18 protein-coding genes are annotated in these 20708 nt (G+C 36.8%); 6 read left to right on the top strand and 12 right to left on the bottom strand.

Going from position 1 to position 20708, the window contains the following annotated elements:
* Positions 1 to 99: 99 nt before the first annotated feature.
* The 7 genes from pepT to IGL07_RS06490 form a co-directional block, all read right to left on the bottom strand.
* A complete protein-coding gene (pepT, locus tag IGL07_RS06520; RefSeq protein WP_010712405.1) occupies positions 100 to 1329 on the bottom strand; it encodes a peptidase T in 1230 nt (409 codons plus the stop codon).
* Positions 1330 to 1357: 28 nt separating this feature from the next.
* Positions 1358 to 2476 (bottom strand): Nif3-like dinuclear metal center hexameric protein, encoded by a 1119-nt coding sequence (locus IGL07_RS06515; protein ID WP_010712404.1) that lies wholly within the window; start codon positions 2474 to 2476, stop codon positions 1358 to 1360.
* Entirely contained in the window at positions 2460 to 3176 is a 717-nt protein-coding gene (locus tag IGL07_RS06510; RefSeq protein ID WP_010712403.1) for a tRNA (adenine(22)-N(1))-methyltransferase, read from the bottom strand. The genes IGL07_RS06515 and IGL07_RS06510 overlap by 17 nt, the downstream gene beginning before the upstream one ends.
* A gap of 202 nt (positions 3177 to 3378) precedes the next feature.
* Positions 3379 to 6021, bottom strand: a complete 2643-nt coding sequence (gene alaS / locus IGL07_RS06505; RefSeq protein ID WP_010712402.1) for an alanine--tRNA ligase — start codon at positions 6019 to 6021, stop codon at positions 3379 to 3381.
* A gap of 348 nt (positions 6022 to 6369) precedes the next feature.
* Positions 6370 to 7050: a helix-turn-helix domain-containing protein gene (locus IGL07_RS06500; RefSeq protein ID WP_010712401.1), complete on the bottom strand. Its 681-nt coding sequence runs from the start codon at positions 7048 to 7050 to the stop codon at positions 6370 to 6372.
* A 548-nt stretch (positions 7051 to 7598) separates the two neighbouring features.
* A complete protein-coding gene (locus tag IGL07_RS06495) occupies positions 7599 to 8957 on the bottom strand; it encodes a DEAD/DEAH box helicase (RefSeq protein ID WP_002385937.1) in 1359 nt (452 codons plus the stop codon).
* Positions 8958 to 9010: 53 nt separating this feature from the next.
* The gene (locus IGL07_RS06490; RefSeq protein WP_002377637.1) at positions 9011 to 10192 is read right to left on the bottom strand and encodes a VanZ family protein; all 1182 of its coding nucleotides are present in this window, start codon (positions 10190 to 10192) and stop codon (positions 9011 to 9013) included.
* A gap of 55 nt (positions 10193 to 10247) precedes the next feature.
* On the opposite strand from IGL07_RS06490, the gene IGL07_RS06485 reads away from it, so the two are divergent.
* Positions 10248 to 10646 (top strand): hypothetical protein, encoded by a 399-nt coding sequence (locus IGL07_RS06485; protein WP_002382283.1) that lies wholly within the window; start codon positions 10248 to 10250, stop codon positions 10644 to 10646.
* A 60-nt stretch (positions 10647 to 10706) separates the two neighbouring features.
* Here IGL07_RS06485 and IGL07_RS06480 read toward each other — a convergent pair whose 3' ends face one another.
* The 5 genes from IGL07_RS06480 to IGL07_RS06460 all read right to left on the bottom strand — a co-directional run bounded on the left by IGL07_RS06480 (position 10707) and on the right by IGL07_RS06460 (position 15767).
* The gene (locus IGL07_RS06480) at positions 10707 to 11045 is read right to left on the bottom strand and encodes a zinc ribbon domain-containing protein YjdM (protein ID WP_010817253.1); all 339 of its coding nucleotides are present in this window, start codon (positions 11043 to 11045) and stop codon (positions 10707 to 10709) included.
* Positions 11046 to 11158: 113 nt separating this feature from the next.
* Positions 11159 to 12112 (bottom strand): DHH family phosphoesterase, encoded by a 954-nt coding sequence (locus tag IGL07_RS06475; protein ID WP_010712398.1) that lies wholly within the window; start codon positions 12110 to 12112, stop codon positions 11159 to 11161.
* A 13-nt stretch (positions 12113 to 12125) separates the two neighbouring features.
* Positions 12126 to 13445, bottom strand: coding sequence for a DRTGG domain-containing protein (locus tag IGL07_RS06470; RefSeq protein ID WP_002357743.1), 1320 nt, complete (start codon positions 13443 to 13445; stop codon positions 12126 to 12128).
* A 9-nt stretch (positions 13446 to 13454) separates the two neighbouring features.
* The gene (locus IGL07_RS06465) at positions 13455 to 14129 is read right to left on the bottom strand and encodes a metal-dependent hydrolase (RefSeq protein WP_010817252.1); all 675 of its coding nucleotides are present in this window, start codon (positions 14127 to 14129) and stop codon (positions 13455 to 13457) included.
* Positions 14130 to 14333: 204 nt separating this feature from the next.
* Entirely contained in the window at positions 14334 to 15767 is a 1434-nt protein-coding gene (locus IGL07_RS06460) for an MFS transporter (RefSeq protein ID WP_002369482.1), read from the bottom strand.
* A gap of 191 nt (positions 15768 to 15958) precedes the next feature.
* Between IGL07_RS06460 and IGL07_RS06455 the strand changes: the two genes are divergently transcribed.
* From IGL07_RS06455 to IGL07_RS06435, 5 genes are all read left to right on the top strand, one after another.
* A complete protein-coding gene (locus tag IGL07_RS06455; protein WP_002377642.1) occupies positions 15959 to 16309 on the top strand; it encodes a helix-turn-helix domain-containing protein in 351 nt (116 codons plus the stop codon).
* Between the two features lie 335 nt (positions 16310 to 16644).
* Positions 16645 to 17766: a baeRF6 domain-containing protein gene (locus IGL07_RS06450; protein WP_010817251.1), complete on the top strand. Its 1122-nt coding sequence runs from the start codon at positions 16645 to 16647 to the stop codon at positions 17764 to 17766.
* Positions 17767 to 18063: 297 nt separating this feature from the next.
* Positions 18064 to 18264 (top strand): cold-shock protein, encoded by a 201-nt coding sequence (locus tag IGL07_RS06445; RefSeq protein WP_002357750.1) that lies wholly within the window; start codon positions 18064 to 18066, stop codon positions 18262 to 18264.
* A 155-nt stretch (positions 18265 to 18419) separates the two neighbouring features.
* Positions 18420 to 19625: a YdcF family protein gene (locus tag IGL07_RS06440; protein ID WP_010817250.1), complete on the top strand. Its 1206-nt coding sequence runs from the start codon at positions 18420 to 18422 to the stop codon at positions 19623 to 19625.
* Positions 19626 to 19641: 16 nt separating this feature from the next.
* Positions 19642 to 20694, top strand: coding sequence for an AI-2E family transporter (locus tag IGL07_RS06435; protein ID WP_002357754.1), 1053 nt, complete (start codon positions 19642 to 19644; stop codon positions 20692 to 20694).
* The last annotated feature ends 14 nt before the right edge of the window (positions 20695 to 20708 follow it).

Raw genomic sequence — 20708 nt, 5'->3', positions numbered from 1 at the left:
GATTCTAATTGCAAAAAAATTTTCAATGACTCATGAAACTACAACAGGAAAGTAAGCTCTCGGTTGCCCGTTTTCTTACTTTCCTATTGAGTACCTCATTTATTTTGCATTTAATTCAGCAATTTTAATAATCACATTGGTCGCTTTTTCCATGGCTTGTAATGAAACAAATTCAAAACGGCCATGCATATTTTCGCCACCAGCAAAGATATTTGGTGTTGGAATCCCTAAATAAGAAATTTTTGAGCCATCCGTTCCACCGCGAACAGGTTCAATAATTGGTTGAATTGACAATTCTTCCATTGCTTGTTTAGCAATTTCGACAATGGACATATCTTTTTCAATCACTTCTCGCATATTATAGTATTGATCAAATAAATCAACTTTGATTCGTTCTTCATCAAATGGTGCATTCAATGTTTGCTGAATTTCTTTAATTTTAGCTTTACGTGCTTCAAAAATCTCGCGATTGTGATCGCGAATAATATACGTCATTGTAGCTTCTTCTGGCGTTCCAGCAAACGCTGCTAAATGATAAAAGCCTTCTTCACCTTCTGTTTTTTCTGGAACTTCGTCAGCAGGTAAGGCATTATGGAAATCAATTCCTAATTGTAACGCATTAATCATTGTATTTTTTGCTGTTCCTGGATGAACGTTTTTCCCTTGAATTGTAATTTCTGCTTGCGCCGCATTAAACGTTTCAAATTGTAATTCACCTACTGGTCCGCCATCCATTGTATAAGCAAAATCCACGTTAAATTGAGCGACATCAAATTTGTCGGCACCTACACCAATTTCTTCGTCAGGACCGAAAGCCACACGAATGGTGCCATGTTTAACTTCTGGGTGATTAATTAAATATTCCATGGCTGTCATTATTTCCGCAATACCTGATTTATCATCAGCTCCTAATAAAGTGGTACCATCGGTTGTGATAAGTGTTTCACCACGATAATTTTTTAAGTTAGGAAAGTCTTTCGTATTTAAAGTGAATTTGCCTTCTTTATCTAAAGGAATCGTTGATTCTCCGTCATAGTTCTCAACAATTTGCGGAGAAACATTCACTGCATTAAAATCAGCGGTATCCATATGGGCAATAAAGCCGATTGAACGAACATCTTTCTCCACGTTACTAGGTAACGTAGCAATCACAAAACCATTTGTTTCGTTATAAATAACATCGCTCATCCCTAATTCTTCTAATTCTTTTTTTAAGGTTTGTGCAAAGGCTACTTGTGTTTGTGTTGATGGTGTCGTTGTGCTTGTTGCATCTGAGCGTGTTTCTGTTTTCACATAGCGTAAAAAACGAGGTAATAAATTTTCATACATAAAAGAACACTCCTTTAATCTTCATTTTTTATTTAAAACGAAATGGGTTGGTATTCGCTTCTGATTCAAAAATGGATACATCCCACTCATTTTCTTGTTTCCATTGATTCATTAATTCCACAAGTTTCGGCTTACAAAGCGCTTCAATGTAATGACCAGGATCGATGACTGGTAAATCTTCAGCAATCATGTCATGTGCCGTATGATAATACACATCACCAGTAATATAGACATCGGCTTGTTTACGTAATGCATCATGATAGAATTTTTCACCACTTCCACCACAAATGGCTACCCGTTGAATCATTTTAGTGTCATCTTTTGCAATGACCCGCAAGCCATCCAATTGGAAAGCTTCCTTGACTTGCTGTACAAAATCAGAAAATCTCACAGGCTTGTCTAATACTCCAACCCGACCTAAACCAAATTCTTTTGATTGATTTTCAATGGTATAAACATCATACGCCGGTTCTTCATAAGGATGCGCCTGTAACATAGCTGCAAGAACTTGTTCTTGCTTAGTTTCAGGGAAAATCACTTCGATTTTTGCTTCTTGGACGACACTTTCTTGACCAATTTCGCCAATCGTGGGATTTGCTCCTTGTGTTGGTGTAAAACGTCCTGTTCCAATTAAAGAGTAACTTGTTTTAGAATAATCACCTTGAGCTCCAGCGCCAGCTAGACCTAAAGCTTCTCTCATTTGCGGAGCTTCATCAATTGGCACAAAAACGGCTAATTTTTTATAAGGAACAGTATGTGTTTTAGTTAAAAAGGTGGTCTGTTTAATTCCCAATAATTCACAAAACCAATCGTTTAAGCCATTGTCAATAATATCCATATTAGTATGCGCTGCGTAAACAGCAATATCGTGTTTTAATAAATCAGCGTACATTTTTTCTTGAAAATTATCTGTGGTTAATCGCTTAACTGGGCGGAAAATAGGTGGGTGTTTCGCAATAATTAAATCAACCTGCTTCTCAATTGCTTCTGCAACGACCTCAGGACGAACATCTAAGGTAACCATCACATTTTCAATTGGTTTATCTAACGTACCAATGTGCAAGCCCACAGGATCTCCCGTTTCAGCTAACCACTCGGGACAATAGTCATTGAAGCGTCGAATCAATGTCTTACCGTTCACAGCCATTGGCCAGCACCTCCTCAATTAATTGTTGGTCTTGCTGTAGTTTCGCTTGTTTTTCAATATGTTCTCCACTTGCTTTTGCTAGTTGTGCAAGAACAGTTTTGCGCTGTTTTAATTCTCGATGCCATTTTTTGGTAAAAACCGGTCCTTGTTTTTTAATTAAAACTGGCCCAAATAGTAATTCTCGGTCCGTATAAGAAACGGATTGCTCTGTTTTTTCGGCTACGATAATTTCATACAACTTACGGTTTTCTTCCACGATTGTTTCATCAATAATACTGTAGTCATTTGCCATTAACCAGCGGCGTAAAGTTGGTTCACCAATATTCGGTTGTAAAACAAGGCGTTCCTTCCCTGTTAAACGATTTTTTTTGCGTCCTACTTCTAAAATATCTCGGATTAATGTGCCGCCCATTCCACAAATACTAATGACGTCTATTTGATCTTCAGGTTCAATTGCATCTAGCCCGTTCGCTAAACGTACGATAATTTTATCCGTCAAATTGGATTTACTGACTTGGGTTTTGGCAGATTGATAAGGGCCTTCTACCACTTCCCCAGCCACAGCAAAAGACAGTTTATTTTCTAACATTAAAGCAACTGGTAAATAAGCATGGTCTGAACCAATGTCTGCTAAGCGACTTCCTCTAGGGATTAAATCACCAACCGTTGCGAGACGTTTTGATAATTGATTTTCATTCATATTTTTGATTCCTCCGTTGCTTATTATACCATTGTCAATTGAAGATGAAAACTTACACATTCGTGCAATCTACTGTTTCCTCTCCTTAATCATTTATAAAAAAGAACCCCCTTCAAAATCAATTTCATAACTTTGAAGAGGGCTGTCATTATTGCTATAAAGAGCATTCTCCTTATATTAATAATAGGGAAAACATTTTTAATTAGGCCTTTGCCAACCAGTTTTCAACTTCTGCTAAGGCATCCGCAATCCCTGCTGGATTTTTCCCACCAGCTTGAGCCATATCAGGACGACCACCGCCGCCACCGCCAACTTTTGGCGCAATTGCTTTGATTAAGTCACCGGCTTTTAAGCCTTTCCCGTTCATGTCTTTTGTCATAGCCGCTAACAAGCTTACTTTTTCATCTTGTGCAGTTGCCAGAACTAGTACATCAGACAATTCTTTTTGTTTCCATTGGTCGGCCAATTGGCGTAATTGATTCATGTCTTTAACATTGACTTGAGCGGCAATATAACGAACACCGTTGACGTCTTTGACATCTTTAAAAATGTCACCAGCTTGTTGATTCGCTAATTTGCCAGCCAATTGTTCGTTTTCTTTTTGTAGATCACGTAATTGTTGTTGCAATTGCTCTGTTTTCGTAACCACTTCTTTTAATTGAGGTGATTTAACTAATGTAGCAATCTCTTTCAATTGACGTTCTTCTTCTTGTAAAAGTTGATACGCTTCTTTACTCGTCACTGCTTCAATACGGCGTACTCCTGCACCAATCCCAGATTCAGAAACAATTTTGAAAATCCCGATATCTTCTGTATTAGCAACGTGTGTTCCACCACATAATTCGATAGAGTAATCCCCAATATTAACTACACGGACTTCTTTGCCATATTTTTCACCAAATAACGCCATTGCGCCCATGTTTTTCGCTGTATCAATATCTGTTTCAATTGTGACAACAGGAATAGCTTCCCAGATTTTTTCGTTAACGATGGCTTCCATCCGCGCTAGTTCTTCTGATGTAACTTGCCCAAAATGAGTAAAGTCAAAACGTAGATGTCCTGGTGCAACTAATGAGCCTGCTTGGTTGGCATGCTCCCCTAACACATCTTTTAAAGCACGATGCAATAAATGGGTTGCCGTATGGTTTTTCAAAATACGTGTCCGCATCCGTTCGTCCACTTGCAATTGATAAATTTGGCCTTCAGCTAATGGCGCCAAAACTTCTACTTTGTGTAAAAATTGACCGTTTGGTGCTTTTTTCACATCCACCACGTTGGCAACGACTTCCCCTGCGGTATTTTTTACATAGCCGCGGTCAGCAATTTGTCCACCCATTTCCGCATAAAATGGTGTTTCAGCAAAAATTAATTCGGCTGTTCCTGCAGATGCTTCATTTACTAGTGCGTCACCTTGAATAATAACAAATAATTCACTATCATGTGTTAATTCTGTATAGCCAACAAATTTACTTTCTACTTTAATATCTGTTAATAAAGCAGATTGAACACCCATTGAAGTTTCTTTACTGCGGGCAGAACGAGCACGTTCACGCTGTGCTTCCATTTCTGTTTCAAACCCAGCATGGTCGACTTTCAAGCCTTCATCTTCTGCAACTTCTTCCGTTAATTCTACTGGGAAGCCAAAAGTATCATAAAGTTTGAAGATAATTTTTCCATCTAATGTATCGCCTTTTGCATCTTTAACTTCTTTAATAACCTCATTTAACATGCTTAAACCTTCATTGATGGTTTCATGGAAACGTTCTTCCTCTGTCCGAACCACTTTTTCGATGAAGTCTTTTTGTTGTAATACTTCTGGATAGTAACTTACCATGATTTCGCCAACAACAGGCACTAATTTGTATAAAAAGGCTTCATTAATGCCTAATTTTTTCCCGTGCATTACCGCACGACGTAATAAACGACGTAACACATAGCCACGACCTTCATTTGAAGGAAGCGCACCATCACCAATTGCAAAGGATAAAGCACGAATATGGTCAGCAATCACTTTAAAGGAAACATCCGTTTGTGGTGCATCTCCATATTTTACGTTGGTTCCTAAAGCTTCTACCGCATGAATGATTGGCATAAATAAATCAGTTTCAAAATTTGTTGGTGCATCTTGAATAATAGATACAACACGTTCCAAGCCCATGCCCGTATCAATGTTTTTATGTGGTAATGGTTCATACGTATCTTCTGGTGTATGGTTAAATTCAGAGAACACTAAGTTCCAAATTTCTAAATAACGTTCATTTTCGCCACCAGGATAATTTTCTGGATCATCTTCTGGAATATCTAAAAATTCTTCGCCGCGATCATAAAAGATTTCCGTATCCGGACCACTTGGACCAGCACCGATATCCCAGAAGTTATCTTCTACATCAATAATATGATCTTCAGATAAACCAACTTCATCACGCCAAATGCGTTTTGCTTCTGTATCTTTCGGATAAACAGTCACATATAATTTTTCTGGATCAAAAGCAAGCCATTCAGCACCAGTTAAAAATTCCCAAGCCCAGTGAATCGCTTCATTTTTAAAATAATCTCCAATTGAGAAGTTCCCTAACATTTCAAACATTGTATGATGACGAGCCGTTTTCCCAACATTCTCAATATCATTTGTACGAATAGATTTTTGAGCATTCGTAATTCTTGGATTTTCTGGCACAACAGAGCCATCAAAATATTTTTTCAAGGTTGCAACACCAGAGTTAATCCATAATAATGTTGGATCGTTTACTGGTACTAAAGAAGCGCTTGGTTCTACTGAATGTCCTTTAGACTTAAAGAAGTCTAAATACATTTGGCGAACTTGACTACTTGTTAATTCTTTCATTGATTTTCCTACTTTCTATTAATAATTAACTATTTATATTTTGTACCCTCTTAAGTGGCAGATTGTGAACACAAAAAACACCATTGCAGTCAAGGACGATTGCTCGCGGTACCACCTTGATTGCAATGATGTTGGATCATTACCTCTTAAGCTCTATAACGCAGAGTCGCGTTGATATTTCTATCAAGTCCATCTAAAGGGAGCAAGTAAATTTATCTGATGCCCTTCTCTCAGCAATGAACGGCTTTCTGTGATCAAAATAAGATTCCTCATATCCTTTAGCTTATAGTCAAAAGTATAAGAAAGATCTGCTAAAAAGTCAATTGTTTTCGTAGGAATCTTTCCTTACTAAGCTGTTTCAAACAACGTTTGCTCTAAATAAGGCAAAATTTGTTCATTTATTTGATACCCTTTTCCCCAAGAGGTTGTAATAATCTCTTCATTCATGCCTGCATCACTAAATTTTTGTTTCACTCGTTTACATACGAAAGACAGCTGCGATTTTGTAGAAGCATCTGGTTCTTTCTGCCAAAGCAAGCGACAAATTTGATCACGATCCAACCCTTCGTGGGCATGCTGATACAAGATTTTTAAAAAGCGTTGCTCGTTTTTTGTAAAGCGAATCTTTTTTACTTGGTCATCAAGTAGCTCGGCTGTTACTTCGGCAAAACTTTGATCGACCGTGTCAATTTTTTCACGAATATCTTCCAATGAATCTTTGAGGCCTAACCACCGGATAATACCTCTTTCCTGCCAAATCTCCGCTTCACGTTTATTGCACATCGATTGTGAACGTCGATAAATCGGCTTCTCTAACGAGGAAAGACTTCCTAATAATCTCAAGCAATCGTTCTGAGAAAGTGTTTCGCTTAATACAATTGCATCAAAATAATTAAAAAAAGTTAACTCATGTTCTATAGTTTCTTCACAGCAGTTCGTACAAAAGACTTCATAATTTAAATGTTGTAATTGCTGCTGAAATGTTTGCTCAACTAAAATGTTCTTTGTTAATACCAAAATCCTTCTCATTTCTTCTTTCCTCCTAGAACTCTTTCTGCTACCAATAACTAAACGCACCAATCAAACTACGTTACCAAATCGCGTGTTTTCTCCATCGATTGGTTAATAAACACCTTTTTATCTTCATCTCTCTTCGCTCCTTTATTCTTTATTTTGGTGGTTATTTATATTATATTAGAAAATGATTTTTTTTGTGTGTAAAATTTTTTTATCCTCCGTAAAAAAAAATGAATTTCCTTTAATATCAACTAATAAAGCTGATTTTTTAACAAAAAAAGTGCCGAAACTTCCTACTTTTTGCTAAAACTCGCCAAAAAATCTGTAATTTTATTATTTTTTTCTCGAGAAAACATCAAAATGTTGGTTCTAAACACCAACATTTTGATGTTTTTTAACAAAAATCTTTACAATTAATTGGTAAATTTCTCTACTTTTAGCAATAGTCACTTTAAAAAAAGGATTATTTTAAAAGTGACTTAAATATTTATCATATAAAAAAGTAAGGGACGAGAATCTTCACGATTCTCGTCCCTTACTTTAAATAATCCACAACAATGTTAGTTAGAAGAATTCTTTTTTGCTTTTCTAGCAGAACGATCTTTTTGACGACGTTCAATTTTACGTTTTTTCTTATTGCTGTCTTCAATTGCCCAATTAATTTTTTTCTTGTATCCTGGTTTAATTTTTTTCTTTTTCTTTTTCACTAAACCAATTAACGTTGGGTCTAATTCTTCTCGAGATTTTTCTCGTTTTGTTCGACGATTGCGATCATACGTTTCTACAATCTCACCATTTTTAATTTCTTTTGGTTTGAAAGAAACACCTAACTGCTCAATCTGAGTAATCGCTTCATCATCCGCTGGTGAATATAATGTTATGGCAGTTCCATTCAATCCATTACGTCCTGTGCGGCCAACCCGATGGATAAAGAAGTCCAATTCATGTGGAACTTCTGCATTGATGACATGTGAAACCCCTTCAATATCAATCCCACGTGCGGCTAAATCAGTAGCTACCACATATTGGTAGTCAAGATTTTGAACTTGACGCATCACACGTTTTCTTTCGCGTGGTGTAATGTCTCCATGAATTTTGGCAACTTTTAGGCCCTGATCTTTTAAGTAATCGGTGATTTCATCAACTCTTTGTTTAGTATTTGCAAAAACAATCGCTAAATAAGGATGCCCGATAGTCAATAATTGATAAATTATTTGATTGCTGTTTTTTCCTTTGGTGGAAATCAACCAATTGTCAATTGTTTCTGAAATAACTGCTTTTGGTTTGATATGTTCAATCACTGGATTTTCTAAATATTTTTTTAAAAATGGTCGTAATTTTTCTGGAATGGTTGCAGAAAAAACGAGCATTTGTAATTTTTCTGGCAAACGACCAGCAATTTGATCGACTTCTGCTAAAAAGCCCATATCTAATGTCATGTCTGCTTCATCGACAACAAAGGCAAAAGCCGTATGCACTTTCAAGGCTTGTTCATTCATCATATCTAAAATACGCCCTGGTGTACCAATCACCACATGAGGTTGCTGATGCTTTAATTTATTTAATTGACGTTGTTTATCTGTTCCGCCAACAAAATTTGACACTCGAATTTCTGGTTGACTGAAACGAGCCAGTTGCTGCGCTTCTTGATAAATTTGATTGGCTAATTCACGACTAGGCGCAGTAATCACAATTTGTACTTCGTCGATAGTTGGCTTAACTTTATCCATTAATGGAAGTAAAAAAGTATGCGTCTTTCCACTTCCTGTTTGCGATTGTCCAATAACACTTTTCCCTTTCTTAATGATTGGGATTAATTTTTCTTGGACTTCTGTTGGTTCTTCAAACCCTTTTTCTGCGAGTGCTTCGTTGATAAAAGGTTGAAATTGAAATTGTTTAAATGAAGGCACTTGCCTCACCTCTTCTCGTTAAATTCTTTATGCACTTTGGCATTATAACACAAAAACAACTTTTACTCACCTGCTGATTCCTTTGTTTTCGCAACTTCTAATGTACTGACTGTATAAGTATGGCTGGCTTTTTCATAAAACAAACGCCGTTTTTTACGAATCAAGGTTAACAAAACGTTGATCAAAAATAGTAAATATAAAATTAAACAGAACAAATACAGAAGCAACGACACCATTTGCAACATCCGATTAGAAGAATTCAATAAATCAGTGGCATTAGCTAGATAAATACTAATTAAACCATACACAAAATACAAATAACCATAGCGAACAAACAAGGCTTTTAAACGAATTTTTTCATGTCCTGTTTCAACCACCCGAATGCGAACAACTTTTTTACCTAACGTTTGACCATTTGTCAGTTTCATCATGACGATAAAGACCGCAAACACCATGATAAAGAACCACATCCGATCTGAAAAAATCGGATAATTGGTTGCCCAATTTTTATAAGCTGGAATGAAATTTAGTCCAAAAACGAGCAGGCCTTGCACAAAGCCAATCACCAACCAATCAATCCCCCATGCAAAGAAACGTCTTAACAGGCTAACTGTCTGACCTTTTTCATAAGAGGTGGCATCAATTTCTTCTCTTGTTGGCAATAAAAAGGTAAAGAGTGGCGTCAACCAATAACCGACCATGCCTCCGACGGTATTATTAATTAAATCATTGACATCCGCCAGGCGATACGAACGTGGATAAATAAAATAAAGGCCAGATAACTGTGTTAATTCAAAAAATAATGACAATAAAAAACTCGCAAGAACTGTTTTTAAAAATGAACATTTGAAATAATACCGTAAATACACACCAAAAGGTAAAACTAATAAAACATTAAACAGTGGTTCTAAAACGGCATGCTGTTTTAATGCTGGCAAATACGTACTAGGATCTTTGAGCGAAAAAACAGTTTCGTTTAAAATCCCTGAAATAAAATGAAAAGGCCGCAGTTCCATTGTTGGTCCTGTGTATTGAGCCACTTCTGCCCGAGATGGCAAAGGTAAAATCACCAAGAAATAGGCACATAATAAATAAAAAACAAATGAATACAAAATCATTGCTCGTGTCCAAACAAATGAACCATATTTGCGGTATTCATAGATTAATAATGCCCCAGAAATAAAAAATGCTAGAAACGGGAAAATAATGATTGCCCATTTAATTGGTTCGCTATATACTGCCATAAAAATTCCTCCAAGATAAACAATTTCAAGTATGAATGCCTCAATAACACTATACTTGTTTCTAAAAAAATGTACCAACAATAAATTTTATTTTGCAAATCCTCTCCTTTGCAGTATCATTAAGAAAAAGGAGGACGTTCTCATGTTACAGCCATATTTTGCGTTTGGAGTGCCGCTATTCTTACTTGTGCTCTACTTACTCTTTGCACTGATTCACCGTCAAACAACGATTCATTATTTACGGTTTATTTTGTTACTTATTTCAACATTTCTCATGGTTTTTAGTTTCCAAGTATTGCAAGAATCATGGACCATCAACCCTGAAACGTTAAAAGATGCCGCTTATTCTCCGCAATGGTTATGGATTCCTTTAGGTATCGGGTTAATCCTCACACTTTACAACGCTTGGCACGGCCTTCGTACAATGATAAAATACAAGACCGATAAACATTAGTAAGAGTCTAGGACGATGGTTGTGTCCTAGACTCTTACTGTCTCATCATTCAAATGAAATTTAATTTTTCTTAACAAACTCTGATTTTAACTTCATTGGACCAAAGCCATCTACCTTACAGTCGATGTTATGATCGCCTTCCACTAAACGAATGTTTTTCACTTTTGTGCCTTGTTTAATTGCGCCACTGGCACCTTTAACTTTCAAATCTTTGATTACAGTAACACGGTCACCATCCGCTAAAAGATTGCCATTTGAGTCCTTGACTACTAAGCCTTCTTCTGCAACTTCTTCTGTTGGTGACCATTCATGACCGCATTCTGGACAAATAAATAATCCGCGATCTTCATAGGCATATGCCGACCCACATTCAGGGCAGTTTGGTAATTGCTCTGTCATTAACGTTCTCCTTTGTAAAAAATAATTCTTTTTCATTTTACCTTATTTTCTAGTGAATGAAAAGTAGTCCGAATGATTTATCAACGACCGATAACTACTTTCTAATTACTTATTTATTTTTGAGCCCACTCTTGGCAAGCTGCTTGGATTTCTTGGTAAATCACTTCAATTTCAGCCGCATCACGTGCATTAGCGCCACTTGCCAAAGGATGGCCGCCGCCATGATGGTTTTTAGCAATTGTATTAATGATGGGTCCTTTGGAACGTAACCGAACGCGATAATAACCTTCCGGCTGTTCAACAAAGATTGCCCATGAGAGAACATCTTCAATTTTTCCTGGCATTGAAACAATAGCTGCCGTTTCAGAATCGACAATATCATAACTGTTTAAAATACTTTGTGGTAAAACGACACGAGCAGCGCCATTTGCGTCGATTTCTAAATTTTGATAAATATAACCCGCTAATTTAGCAACCTTTAAAGGCATTTGGTCTAACTCACGATTTAAGTCTGCGGCATTAAAGTTAAACGTACGCAATTGCGCAGCGACAGCGAGTGTATGCGCCGAAGTGGAAGGATAAAGAAAACGTCCTGTATCCCCCACAATCCCAGCATACAATAAACGAGCTGCATTATCTGTCATCGTTAATTCTGCTAAATGCTGTTGCCAAAAATCAACAATAATTTCACTACAACTACTTGCATTTGTATTCACCCAAACTAAATCTCCATAAGGTTCATCATTCGGATGATGATCGATTTTAATTAATTGATCGCCTAAAGAAAAACGCGCATCACTAATTCGTGGAGCATTTGCAGTATCTGTTACAATGACTAATGCACCTCGATAGACATCGTCAGTAATAACGTCCATTTCAGCTAAAAACTCTAAGCCTTCCACTGGTCCGCCTACTTGATAAATATTTTTTTCAGGAAAGCTCGCTCTTAAGAGTTCTGCTAACCCAACCTGTGAGCCAATCGCATCTGGGTCGGGCCTTTGATGTCTATGAATAATAATTGTTTCATATTGTTTAATTGCTGCCATAATTTCTTTTACTACGTCCATTCTTTGTAGCCTCCTACGTTCTCTCCATCACTTGGCAAACAACAATTGCTTTTGCCACAATGACATTTTCTAAATAAACTTCGATATCTAATTTTGCAGAGCGACGACCAATTTCTAAAATACGTGGACGAATGTCCAATTCACTTTCCAACTGGATTAGCCGCAAATAATGTAGATTCACTTGTTCAATTAGTACATTTCTTTTTTGATTCATCAACATTGTTCGTTGTGTCACGTTAGAAATAATTTCACTTAGGACACCGAACGAGATGGTACCAACACTGTTAACCATTTGGGGCGCAACCGAAAAACGAAAACGGGTTGTTTCTTTGCCATTTTCTTCAACAGGCATCACTTCCCCGGAAATTTGATCTGAAATTGTATCTGCAATTTGTGGTTGTCGTTGCACCAATTGCATGGCTTTCATCACATCTTGGCGAGAAACAATTCCAACAAGCGCTAAATCATCTTCCACCACCGGCATGACTTCTAGACCATCCCAAATCATTTGGTGACTGACACTCGCTACACTCATCATCTTTTTCACAACATTGGGATCCTTTGTCATGACTTTATCCACGGTTAAATGTTCACTTTTACCAATGACATCTTTGGCTGTGACAATCCCCACTAAACGTAATTTCTTATTTACTACTGGGAAACGAGAATGATGGGTACTTTCAGATAATGCCTGATAATCTGCAATCGTCTGAGTTGTCAATAAATAATTGGTTTTTTCAAGCGCTGTATAAATATCACTGACGAGTAAAATGTCTTTTTTAATCAGCTGATCACTTAAAGCACGGTTAATCATAGTAGCCACAGTAAATGTATCATATGTGGTTCTCAAGACAGGCATACCCAGACGATCTGCTAACTGCGCAATCTCTTCAGATGTTTCAAATCCACCTGTAATTAAAACGGCTGCCCCATTTTCTAAAGCAAGCTTTTGCACGCCTTGACGGTTACCAACAATCATTAAGGAGCCTGGAGTAATATATCGCGTCATTGCGGTTTCTGTCATCGCACCAATTACAAATTTATTAAGGACTTTGTCTAGACCAGAGCTACCGCCTAACACATCCCCTTCAATAATCCGGACCACTTCACCAAATGTTAATTTTTCAATATGTTTTTTTAACTTACGCTCAATTCGTATCGTACCAACACGTTGAATGGTGGAAACAAGCCCAATATTTTCTGCATCTTTGATGGCCCGATACGCTGTTCCTTCACTAACACTTAAACTTTTGGCAATGCTTCGAACAGAGATTCGATCGCCAATCGGTAATTCTTCAATATGTTTTAAAATTTGATCATGTTTCGTCGCCATAATTTCCTCCTAAACTAGGATCGTCTCTCCTGGGTTTAATACTTTCCCGCCAACTACTTGCTCTACGAATATTGCTGGATTTTGTTGGATAACAGGAAAGGTATTGTAATGAATTGGAATGGTTATTTTGGGATTTAAGTAAGAGACTGCTTCTAGCGCATCCTCTGGTCCCATCGTATAATTATCGCCAATTGGTAAGAACGCTACATCAATGGATTTGTCTTTTGCAAAAAGGCGCATATCTGAAAACAACGCCGTATCACCAGCGTGATAAATTTTTTTATCTTCTGCTTCTAAAATAATCCCACTTGCTTCGCCCATGTAGGTCATTACGCCGTCTATTTCATAACCGGAACTATGCAAAGCTGGCACAAATTTAACCGAACCAAAAGGAAAGACATAACGCCCACCTAGATTCATTCCATGCGCTTTTACCCCTTGCGACTGCGCATACGTAGCCACTTCAGCTATCGCAATAATCGTTGCCTTGTTGGCTTGAGCAATTGCTAGCATATCGCCAATATGATCGCTGTGTCCGTGGGTGATTAAGATGTAATCAGGGTGTAAATCTGCAAGTGAAACGTCCGCTAAAGGGTTGCCATTAATAAAAGGATCAAATAAAAGGTTCGTGCCGTCGTTTAGACGAATTTCAATACATGAATGTCCATGTCCTATCAGTTCCATTTGTATTCCTCCTACGGTATTTTCTACACACTCTTATGATAATTAATCGTCAAATCCATTCTTAAAAGTAGTACAGTTTAGTACAGTTTACTTTCTTTATTGTAACAGAGAATTAGAAATATACAATCGCATTTGCTTATTTTCTTAGCTAGTAAAGAAACAGACGAGAAAAATCATGGATCTTTCTCGTCTGTTTCTTTTTACTTATTTGGTTGTTTTCCGAAAACGTAAAATCGTTAATATAAAGGCCGCCACACATAATAGAAAGGCGACAAAAAAGGTTTCACGCATTCCCACAATAAATATATCTGGGCGATTAGCCAGATACGTGGTTACTCGTTCACCATAGGCTTCGCTCATGCCACGATATAAAATGGTCGTTGACAACGCAATCCCAATAACCATTCCTAAGTTTCTAGCAAAAGAATTCATACTTCCTGCTACACCTAAATCTTGCTTTTCAACACTGCTCATAACCATTGTATTGTTTGGAGACTGGAAAAGTGCATTTCCCAAGCCCATAATGGCTGTTGCAATGACATAATACCAGATGGGCGAATTCATATCTAAAAACATATACATTAACGACGTACAGCACAAGAGCAACAATCCGCCAAATGTTAAAATACCTGGGCCAATTTTATCCGTCAAATAGCCACTCAGAGGAGCCCCAACCACCATTAATAACGGAAATACCATCATTAATAGACCAGCATAACTAGCACTTAGTTTGCGTGCATCCTGCAAATAAAATGGAATGACAACATTTACAAAAAAGTTTGAGGCAAAAATTAAAACGGCGGACAATAAACTTAAAGTAAAAATTTTGTTTTTAAAAATTGCGAACTTGATAAGTGGACTTTTTCGTTTTCGTTCAACCATGATAAATAATCCTAGTGCGATTACTGCAATAATGAACAATAAATAGGACTGTAACGAGCCAAACCCACTCTCTTGCCCGAGGAAAATCCCGCCGAAGAACGTCATAATTGCAATGGCAATACAAGCAAATCCAGGAAAATCGATTTTTTCTTTTGTTTTTGTAATATCTTTTGGTAGAAACTTTTCGCCAATTAAAATTGTAACTAGCCCCACGGGAACATTAATCCAAAAAATATACGACCAAGAAAAGTTTGATAAGATCAATCCACCAATCCCAGGACCAGCAATCGCGCCTAAAGAGACAAAGGCACCTACTGCACCAAGCGCCCGCCCTCTTTCATTTAAAGGGAATACTTCCGTAATAATTCCTGAATTGGTCGCCATGGTCATGCTAGCACCAATACTTTGAACGACTCGCGCAAATAATAGAAAGCTCAGCGATTGATTAAAGCCACAAAGTAACGAACCAATCGTAAAAATAACCGTGCCAATTCGATAAACTTTTATTTTTCCAAAACTGTCGCCAATTTTTCCAAATAATAATAAACAAGCACAGACAACCATTAAATAAATAGATACGACCCATTCCGCTTGATTCATGGGTACGGACATTTCTTTTGAAATAGTCGGTAAAGCAATATTTACAATGCTGGAATCTAATGTAGACATGAAGGTAAACATAGCCACAGAAACTAAGATCCACCAACGATTTTTCTGCACTTCAGAATCCTCTTGGTAACTTTTAATTTTCTCCATTGATTCATCCCCTCTCGCTCCAAAACAGTTTACTTACTAATAATAACTCTATTTCTTCTTTTTTTCATCGGAAATTTTCTAAAAAATCACTCATGAGATGTTCACCTTCTTATTACACGCTCGCAATTGACAACCATTCGCTTTTACGCTAATTTAAAATTAGCAAACGGAAAACGCAAGGAGGACTTGAAATGACCTTAATTTCTCGCATTAAACAATTAGCTCAGTCAAAGCAATTAACCCTCGCCCAATTAGAAAGAAACGTCGGCATTTCCAATGGACAAATTCGTCGTTGGGATACCTCTTCGCCTAAAGTAGAGAATCTTTTAAAAATAGCAGACTATTTTTCTGTTTCCTTGGACTATTTAATGGGCCGCACCCAACAAACAGAGATCAATCATCAGGCACCTATGACAAGCACACAAAAAGAGTTACATATTCAGATTACTACGGAAGAGTTAACAGAAGAAGAAATTACTCAGTTAGAGGAAGAAGCAAATCGTTTCTTGCGGTTCCGTAAATTTGAAATGACAAATTCTTAAAGAGCGTTCACTACTCCTAGTCAATTAATAGCAAAAACTAGAACCTAAACAAAAAAACCACCACGACCGTCGTCTGTGGTGGAAATGAAGGTTGTTATTTACTCTTGGTAGGAGTAAGTATGAAAAAACCAATTCGGGATAATTGGCATAACGTAAGTATAGTGGTTTGTGCCTTTTTTATCATGAGTTTCAGCTATATTTTTTATAAAACTTTTATTAGAGCACCATTAACAGTCCTTTATTTAGATTCTTTAAAGCGTTTTCTTTTATTGAACATATTGTTTTAAACATTCGATTTCCTGTGCTACACTTACTTTTAGAAGGGGGATTTTATTATGGCAAATCAAAAAAAAGATAGCTTATCAACATTATTTTCTGAAGAAGTTCATGGACCGTTTGTTACTTTCTTGTTTAACACCCATGTCGCTCATCAAAACGTAGAAAAAGATTCGCTTGTTTTGAAAAATTTTGCAAAAGCGGCAAAAACACGCTTTGAAAAAAAATTTCCTGAGGAAAAATGGGCCGTTTTTCAAGAAAAAATTGACGCACTTCTAGCTGATGCTTCCTTCTGGCGCAACGGCACAGCAAGTGTTTCAATCATCTTATCTCCAGAAAACACCTTTGTTCAACGATTAGATGTGCCCGTTGACGATCAATATTACGTGGACACGATTCCTTATTTACTTGGACTAGTCAAAGACAAACAATTTAACTACCATTATTACCTACTTGCTCTAAATCGCGATTCAATGAAACTTTACAAGGTCGATCATACGACTGTGACTCCTGTTGAATTGCCTAAAGATGCACCAACAGACGTGGTTACAGCTTTAGGTGATGAATTAACGGGGGGTAATTTAAACTTTTCAACTCAAGGTAGTTCTAACGGTTCTAAAGAAGGTGTCGCTTATCATAGCATCAATACTAAAGATAAAGAAGTTGAAATTGATTGGGTGAACTACTATCAAGCAGTCGATACTTTCTTAAAAGATCAACTGGATAATCCTGAAAAATTACCGCTTTATCTTTATGCTTTACCAGAAAACCAAACACTCTTTAAAAAGATTGCTAAAAACCCTTATTATGATTGCTCAATTTCAGTTGCTGCTTCACCTGCACAAGCAACCATTCAAGATATCCGCAGCGCTAGTGAAAAAATAGCTGCAGAGTTAACAGAAAAAGAAACAGCTTCTTATAACAATTTACTAGATCGTAAATTCTTAGATCAATTTACAGATATTTCGCCAGCGGCAGCTGACGGCAAAATTTCCCATCTTTTTATTGCAACGTCACTCTTTGTTACTGAAAACAATGAAATGTCATCTGAAGAGTACGATCGTCGCAAACTTTTAAACACCATTGCTTACCAAGTCATTCAAAACGGCGGTCAAGTTTTTGTTTTAGACCAAAAAGCTGCACCAGATGAAAAATCTTTAGCGGCTATCCTCCGTTATTAAAAACAGGCAAAAAGCCCATTGTAAGAAAGCGCCTTACAATGGGCTTTTTTTCTGAGTCTTATTGAAACAGCACTATAACAGCCTTATCTTCACTTTCTAGTTTTTAAAAAACATCCGATAAAAAAGAAAATAAGGTTATCGCTATACAAAAACCAGTTAGTATGCTATAGTAATAGATGTAGTTTTTGTTCGGTAATATGGGTAGCTGTTTCAAATAAACATCTTCCACATTTTTCACCTTTCAAGTAATTGCAAAATATGAATGTGTTATAACACACATCTAGGAGGATATTTATTATGGAAACAGGTACAGTAAAATGGTTTAACTCAGACAAAGGCTTTGGCTTCATCACTGCAGAAAACGGAAACGATGTATTCGTACATTTCTCAGCTATCCAAGGTGACGGCTTCAAAACTTTAGAAGAAGGTCAAGCAGTAACTTTCGAAATCGAAGAAGGTCAACGTGGCCCTCAAGCAACTAACGTTACTAAAGCTTAATTAAACAATACTGACTCAAAAACCTGACGTTAATCGTCAGGTTTTTTTTATAAAAAAAAGAACAAGAAAACTTTCTGAAACTAAGTGCTTCCTCTATTTTTTTTGAAGAGTTTTCGTTATACTGAAGAGGAAAAATGTTTTAAAGGAGTTTATTTATGCAATTTTATGGTGATTTAACCTTTTTAGGTGTTTATTTATTGGGTCTCTTTTTCATTCCCTCGTGGCGGAAAAAGAAAAAAGAACACGATTGGTTGCCGTGGATGTTTGGCTGGACTGTCTTTATGTTCTTCTCATATGTTTTATATTTAGAAATCATTCGTGGTACAGCCTTCTTTTTAATCCCCATTGCTTTTTTTGGCTTGTTTGCGCTCTTCTATTTCAAAGAAAAAAGGCGTTTACTGAATGGAACATTATTTAATATTTTTCTTGTGGTTCTAGCGACTTATTTAGGGATTACTGCGATTCGTACAAACAACTACTTTTTAATAACCTTAGCAATTATTGCAATTCTAGCTATTTTAATTGCTTTGGCTCTAGGAATCTATGCTTTAATTATTTTCCTCTATTGGAATGCGGTCGTTGTTATGAGAAAAGAAGGTCGGTCTCTAGGGAACTTGTTGACGTTGTTGCTGGCAATTGGCTTAACATTACTATTAATTTATAATTTCTTTTTTCAATCGTTGTTACCAACTTGGCTCTCCTTACCCTTAACTATTGCGCCATTTATTTTGACTTATTTCGCGTTTGTTTTTTATAATTTTTTAACTGTTTCTACGTTGTATCAATTTAATCAGCCAAAATATACACAGGATTATATTGTTGTGTTAGGTTCGGGGTTAATCAATGGTGAGATTGTGCCGCCGTTATTGCAAGCCCGCATCAACAAAGCCATTCAATTTTACAAGGCTCAAAATCGCGCAACGTTAAATCCACCAAAAATCGTCATGTCTGGTGGCCAAGGTCCCGATGAATTACTTCCTGAAAGTGTCGCGATGAAAATGTATGCTTTGACACAAGGTATTCCTGATGATGATATTTTAGTAGAAGCTCATTCAAAAAACACACTAGAAAATATGCGTTTTTCCAAAGAAACAATGATTGAGGATTTTGGAAATGCTAATTTCCAAGCCATTTTTACTACAAACAATTATCACCTTTTCCGAGCGGGTCTTTTCGCTCGAATGGCTGGCTTAAAAGCTGATGGCATTGGTGCAAAAACCGCTTTTTATTTTTTACCTAACGCGTTTATTCGAGAGTTCATCGCCATTGTAGTGATGTACAAACGCCGCCATATTATTGTTTGCGGCCTAGCTGCCATCGGTATGGTTATGTTATTCTTAACAGGATTGATTATTCAGTAAAGAAGGAGTTTCCCCTATGAGTTTGTATCAAAAATTTATTCAAAATGAACGTTTGCGACGTTTTTGCGTCCTTGCTTTGATTATTTTTGTGCTTTATTTATCCAGAAGTATGATTACAACCATTCTTTTAACATTTATCTTTACCTATTTAGCTGTTCGTTTGGTCCATTTTGTTCAACGCTATATGAAAATCCCGACGATTGTCATCGTTCTCTTAACCTATGCATTGGTTGTTTTTCTAATCTATCTAGCGATTACTAAATATGTTCCCGTTCTAGTTAACCAAACGACTCAAATGATTAATTCTGTAGTTGATTTTTATCAAAGTCCACATACAGATACAAATCAAGTATTGCAATTTATTGATCAATACTTGGAAAAATCTAACTTACTCTCTCAACTCCAGAATGGCGCTTCAATGATTTTACGCTACATTCAAGATATTGGCGCTGTCGGCTTATCATTTGTCATGTCCTTTATTTTAAGTTTCTTCTTTATGATTGAGAAGAAGCAAATGGCCGATTTTTCTAAGTTATTTTTAAAAAGTGATTTTGATTGGTTTTTTCAGGATATCTATTATTTCGCCAACAAGTTCGTCAACACATTTGGTGTCGTAATGGAAGCTCAGTTTTTCATTGCTGTGGTGAACACAGTCATTACTACTTTGGCCTTGGCGATAATCGGCTTTACTCAGTTACCTAGTTTAGCCATTATGATCTTCATTTTGAGCTTAGTCCCAGTTGCTGGTGTGATTATTTCCTGCATTCCGCTAAGTTTCATCGCTTATTCCCAAGGTGGCTTGAACGATGTGATTTATATCTTAGCTTTAATTACAATCGTCCATTTATTTGAATCTTACGTGCTAAATCCTAAATTCATGTCTAGTAAAACAGAGTTACCAATCTTTTATACGTTTGTCATTTTATTAGTTAGCGAGCGTCTCTTTGGTGTATGGGGACTTATTGTAGGAATCCCTGTGTTCACTTTCTTCTTAGATGTCTTAAAAGTAAAACCGATTCGTGGCCTGAAACGGCTACCTAATGTGAAAAAAAACAGTTCAGCAGAATAATTTCTGCTGAACTG

Source organism: Enterococcus sp. DIV1368f (genome assembly GCF_051712245.1).
GTDB lineage: Bacteria > Bacillota > Bacilli > Lactobacillales > Enterococcaceae > Enterococcus > Enterococcus faecalis.
This window is presented reverse-complemented; position numbering and strand designations above follow the sequence as displayed.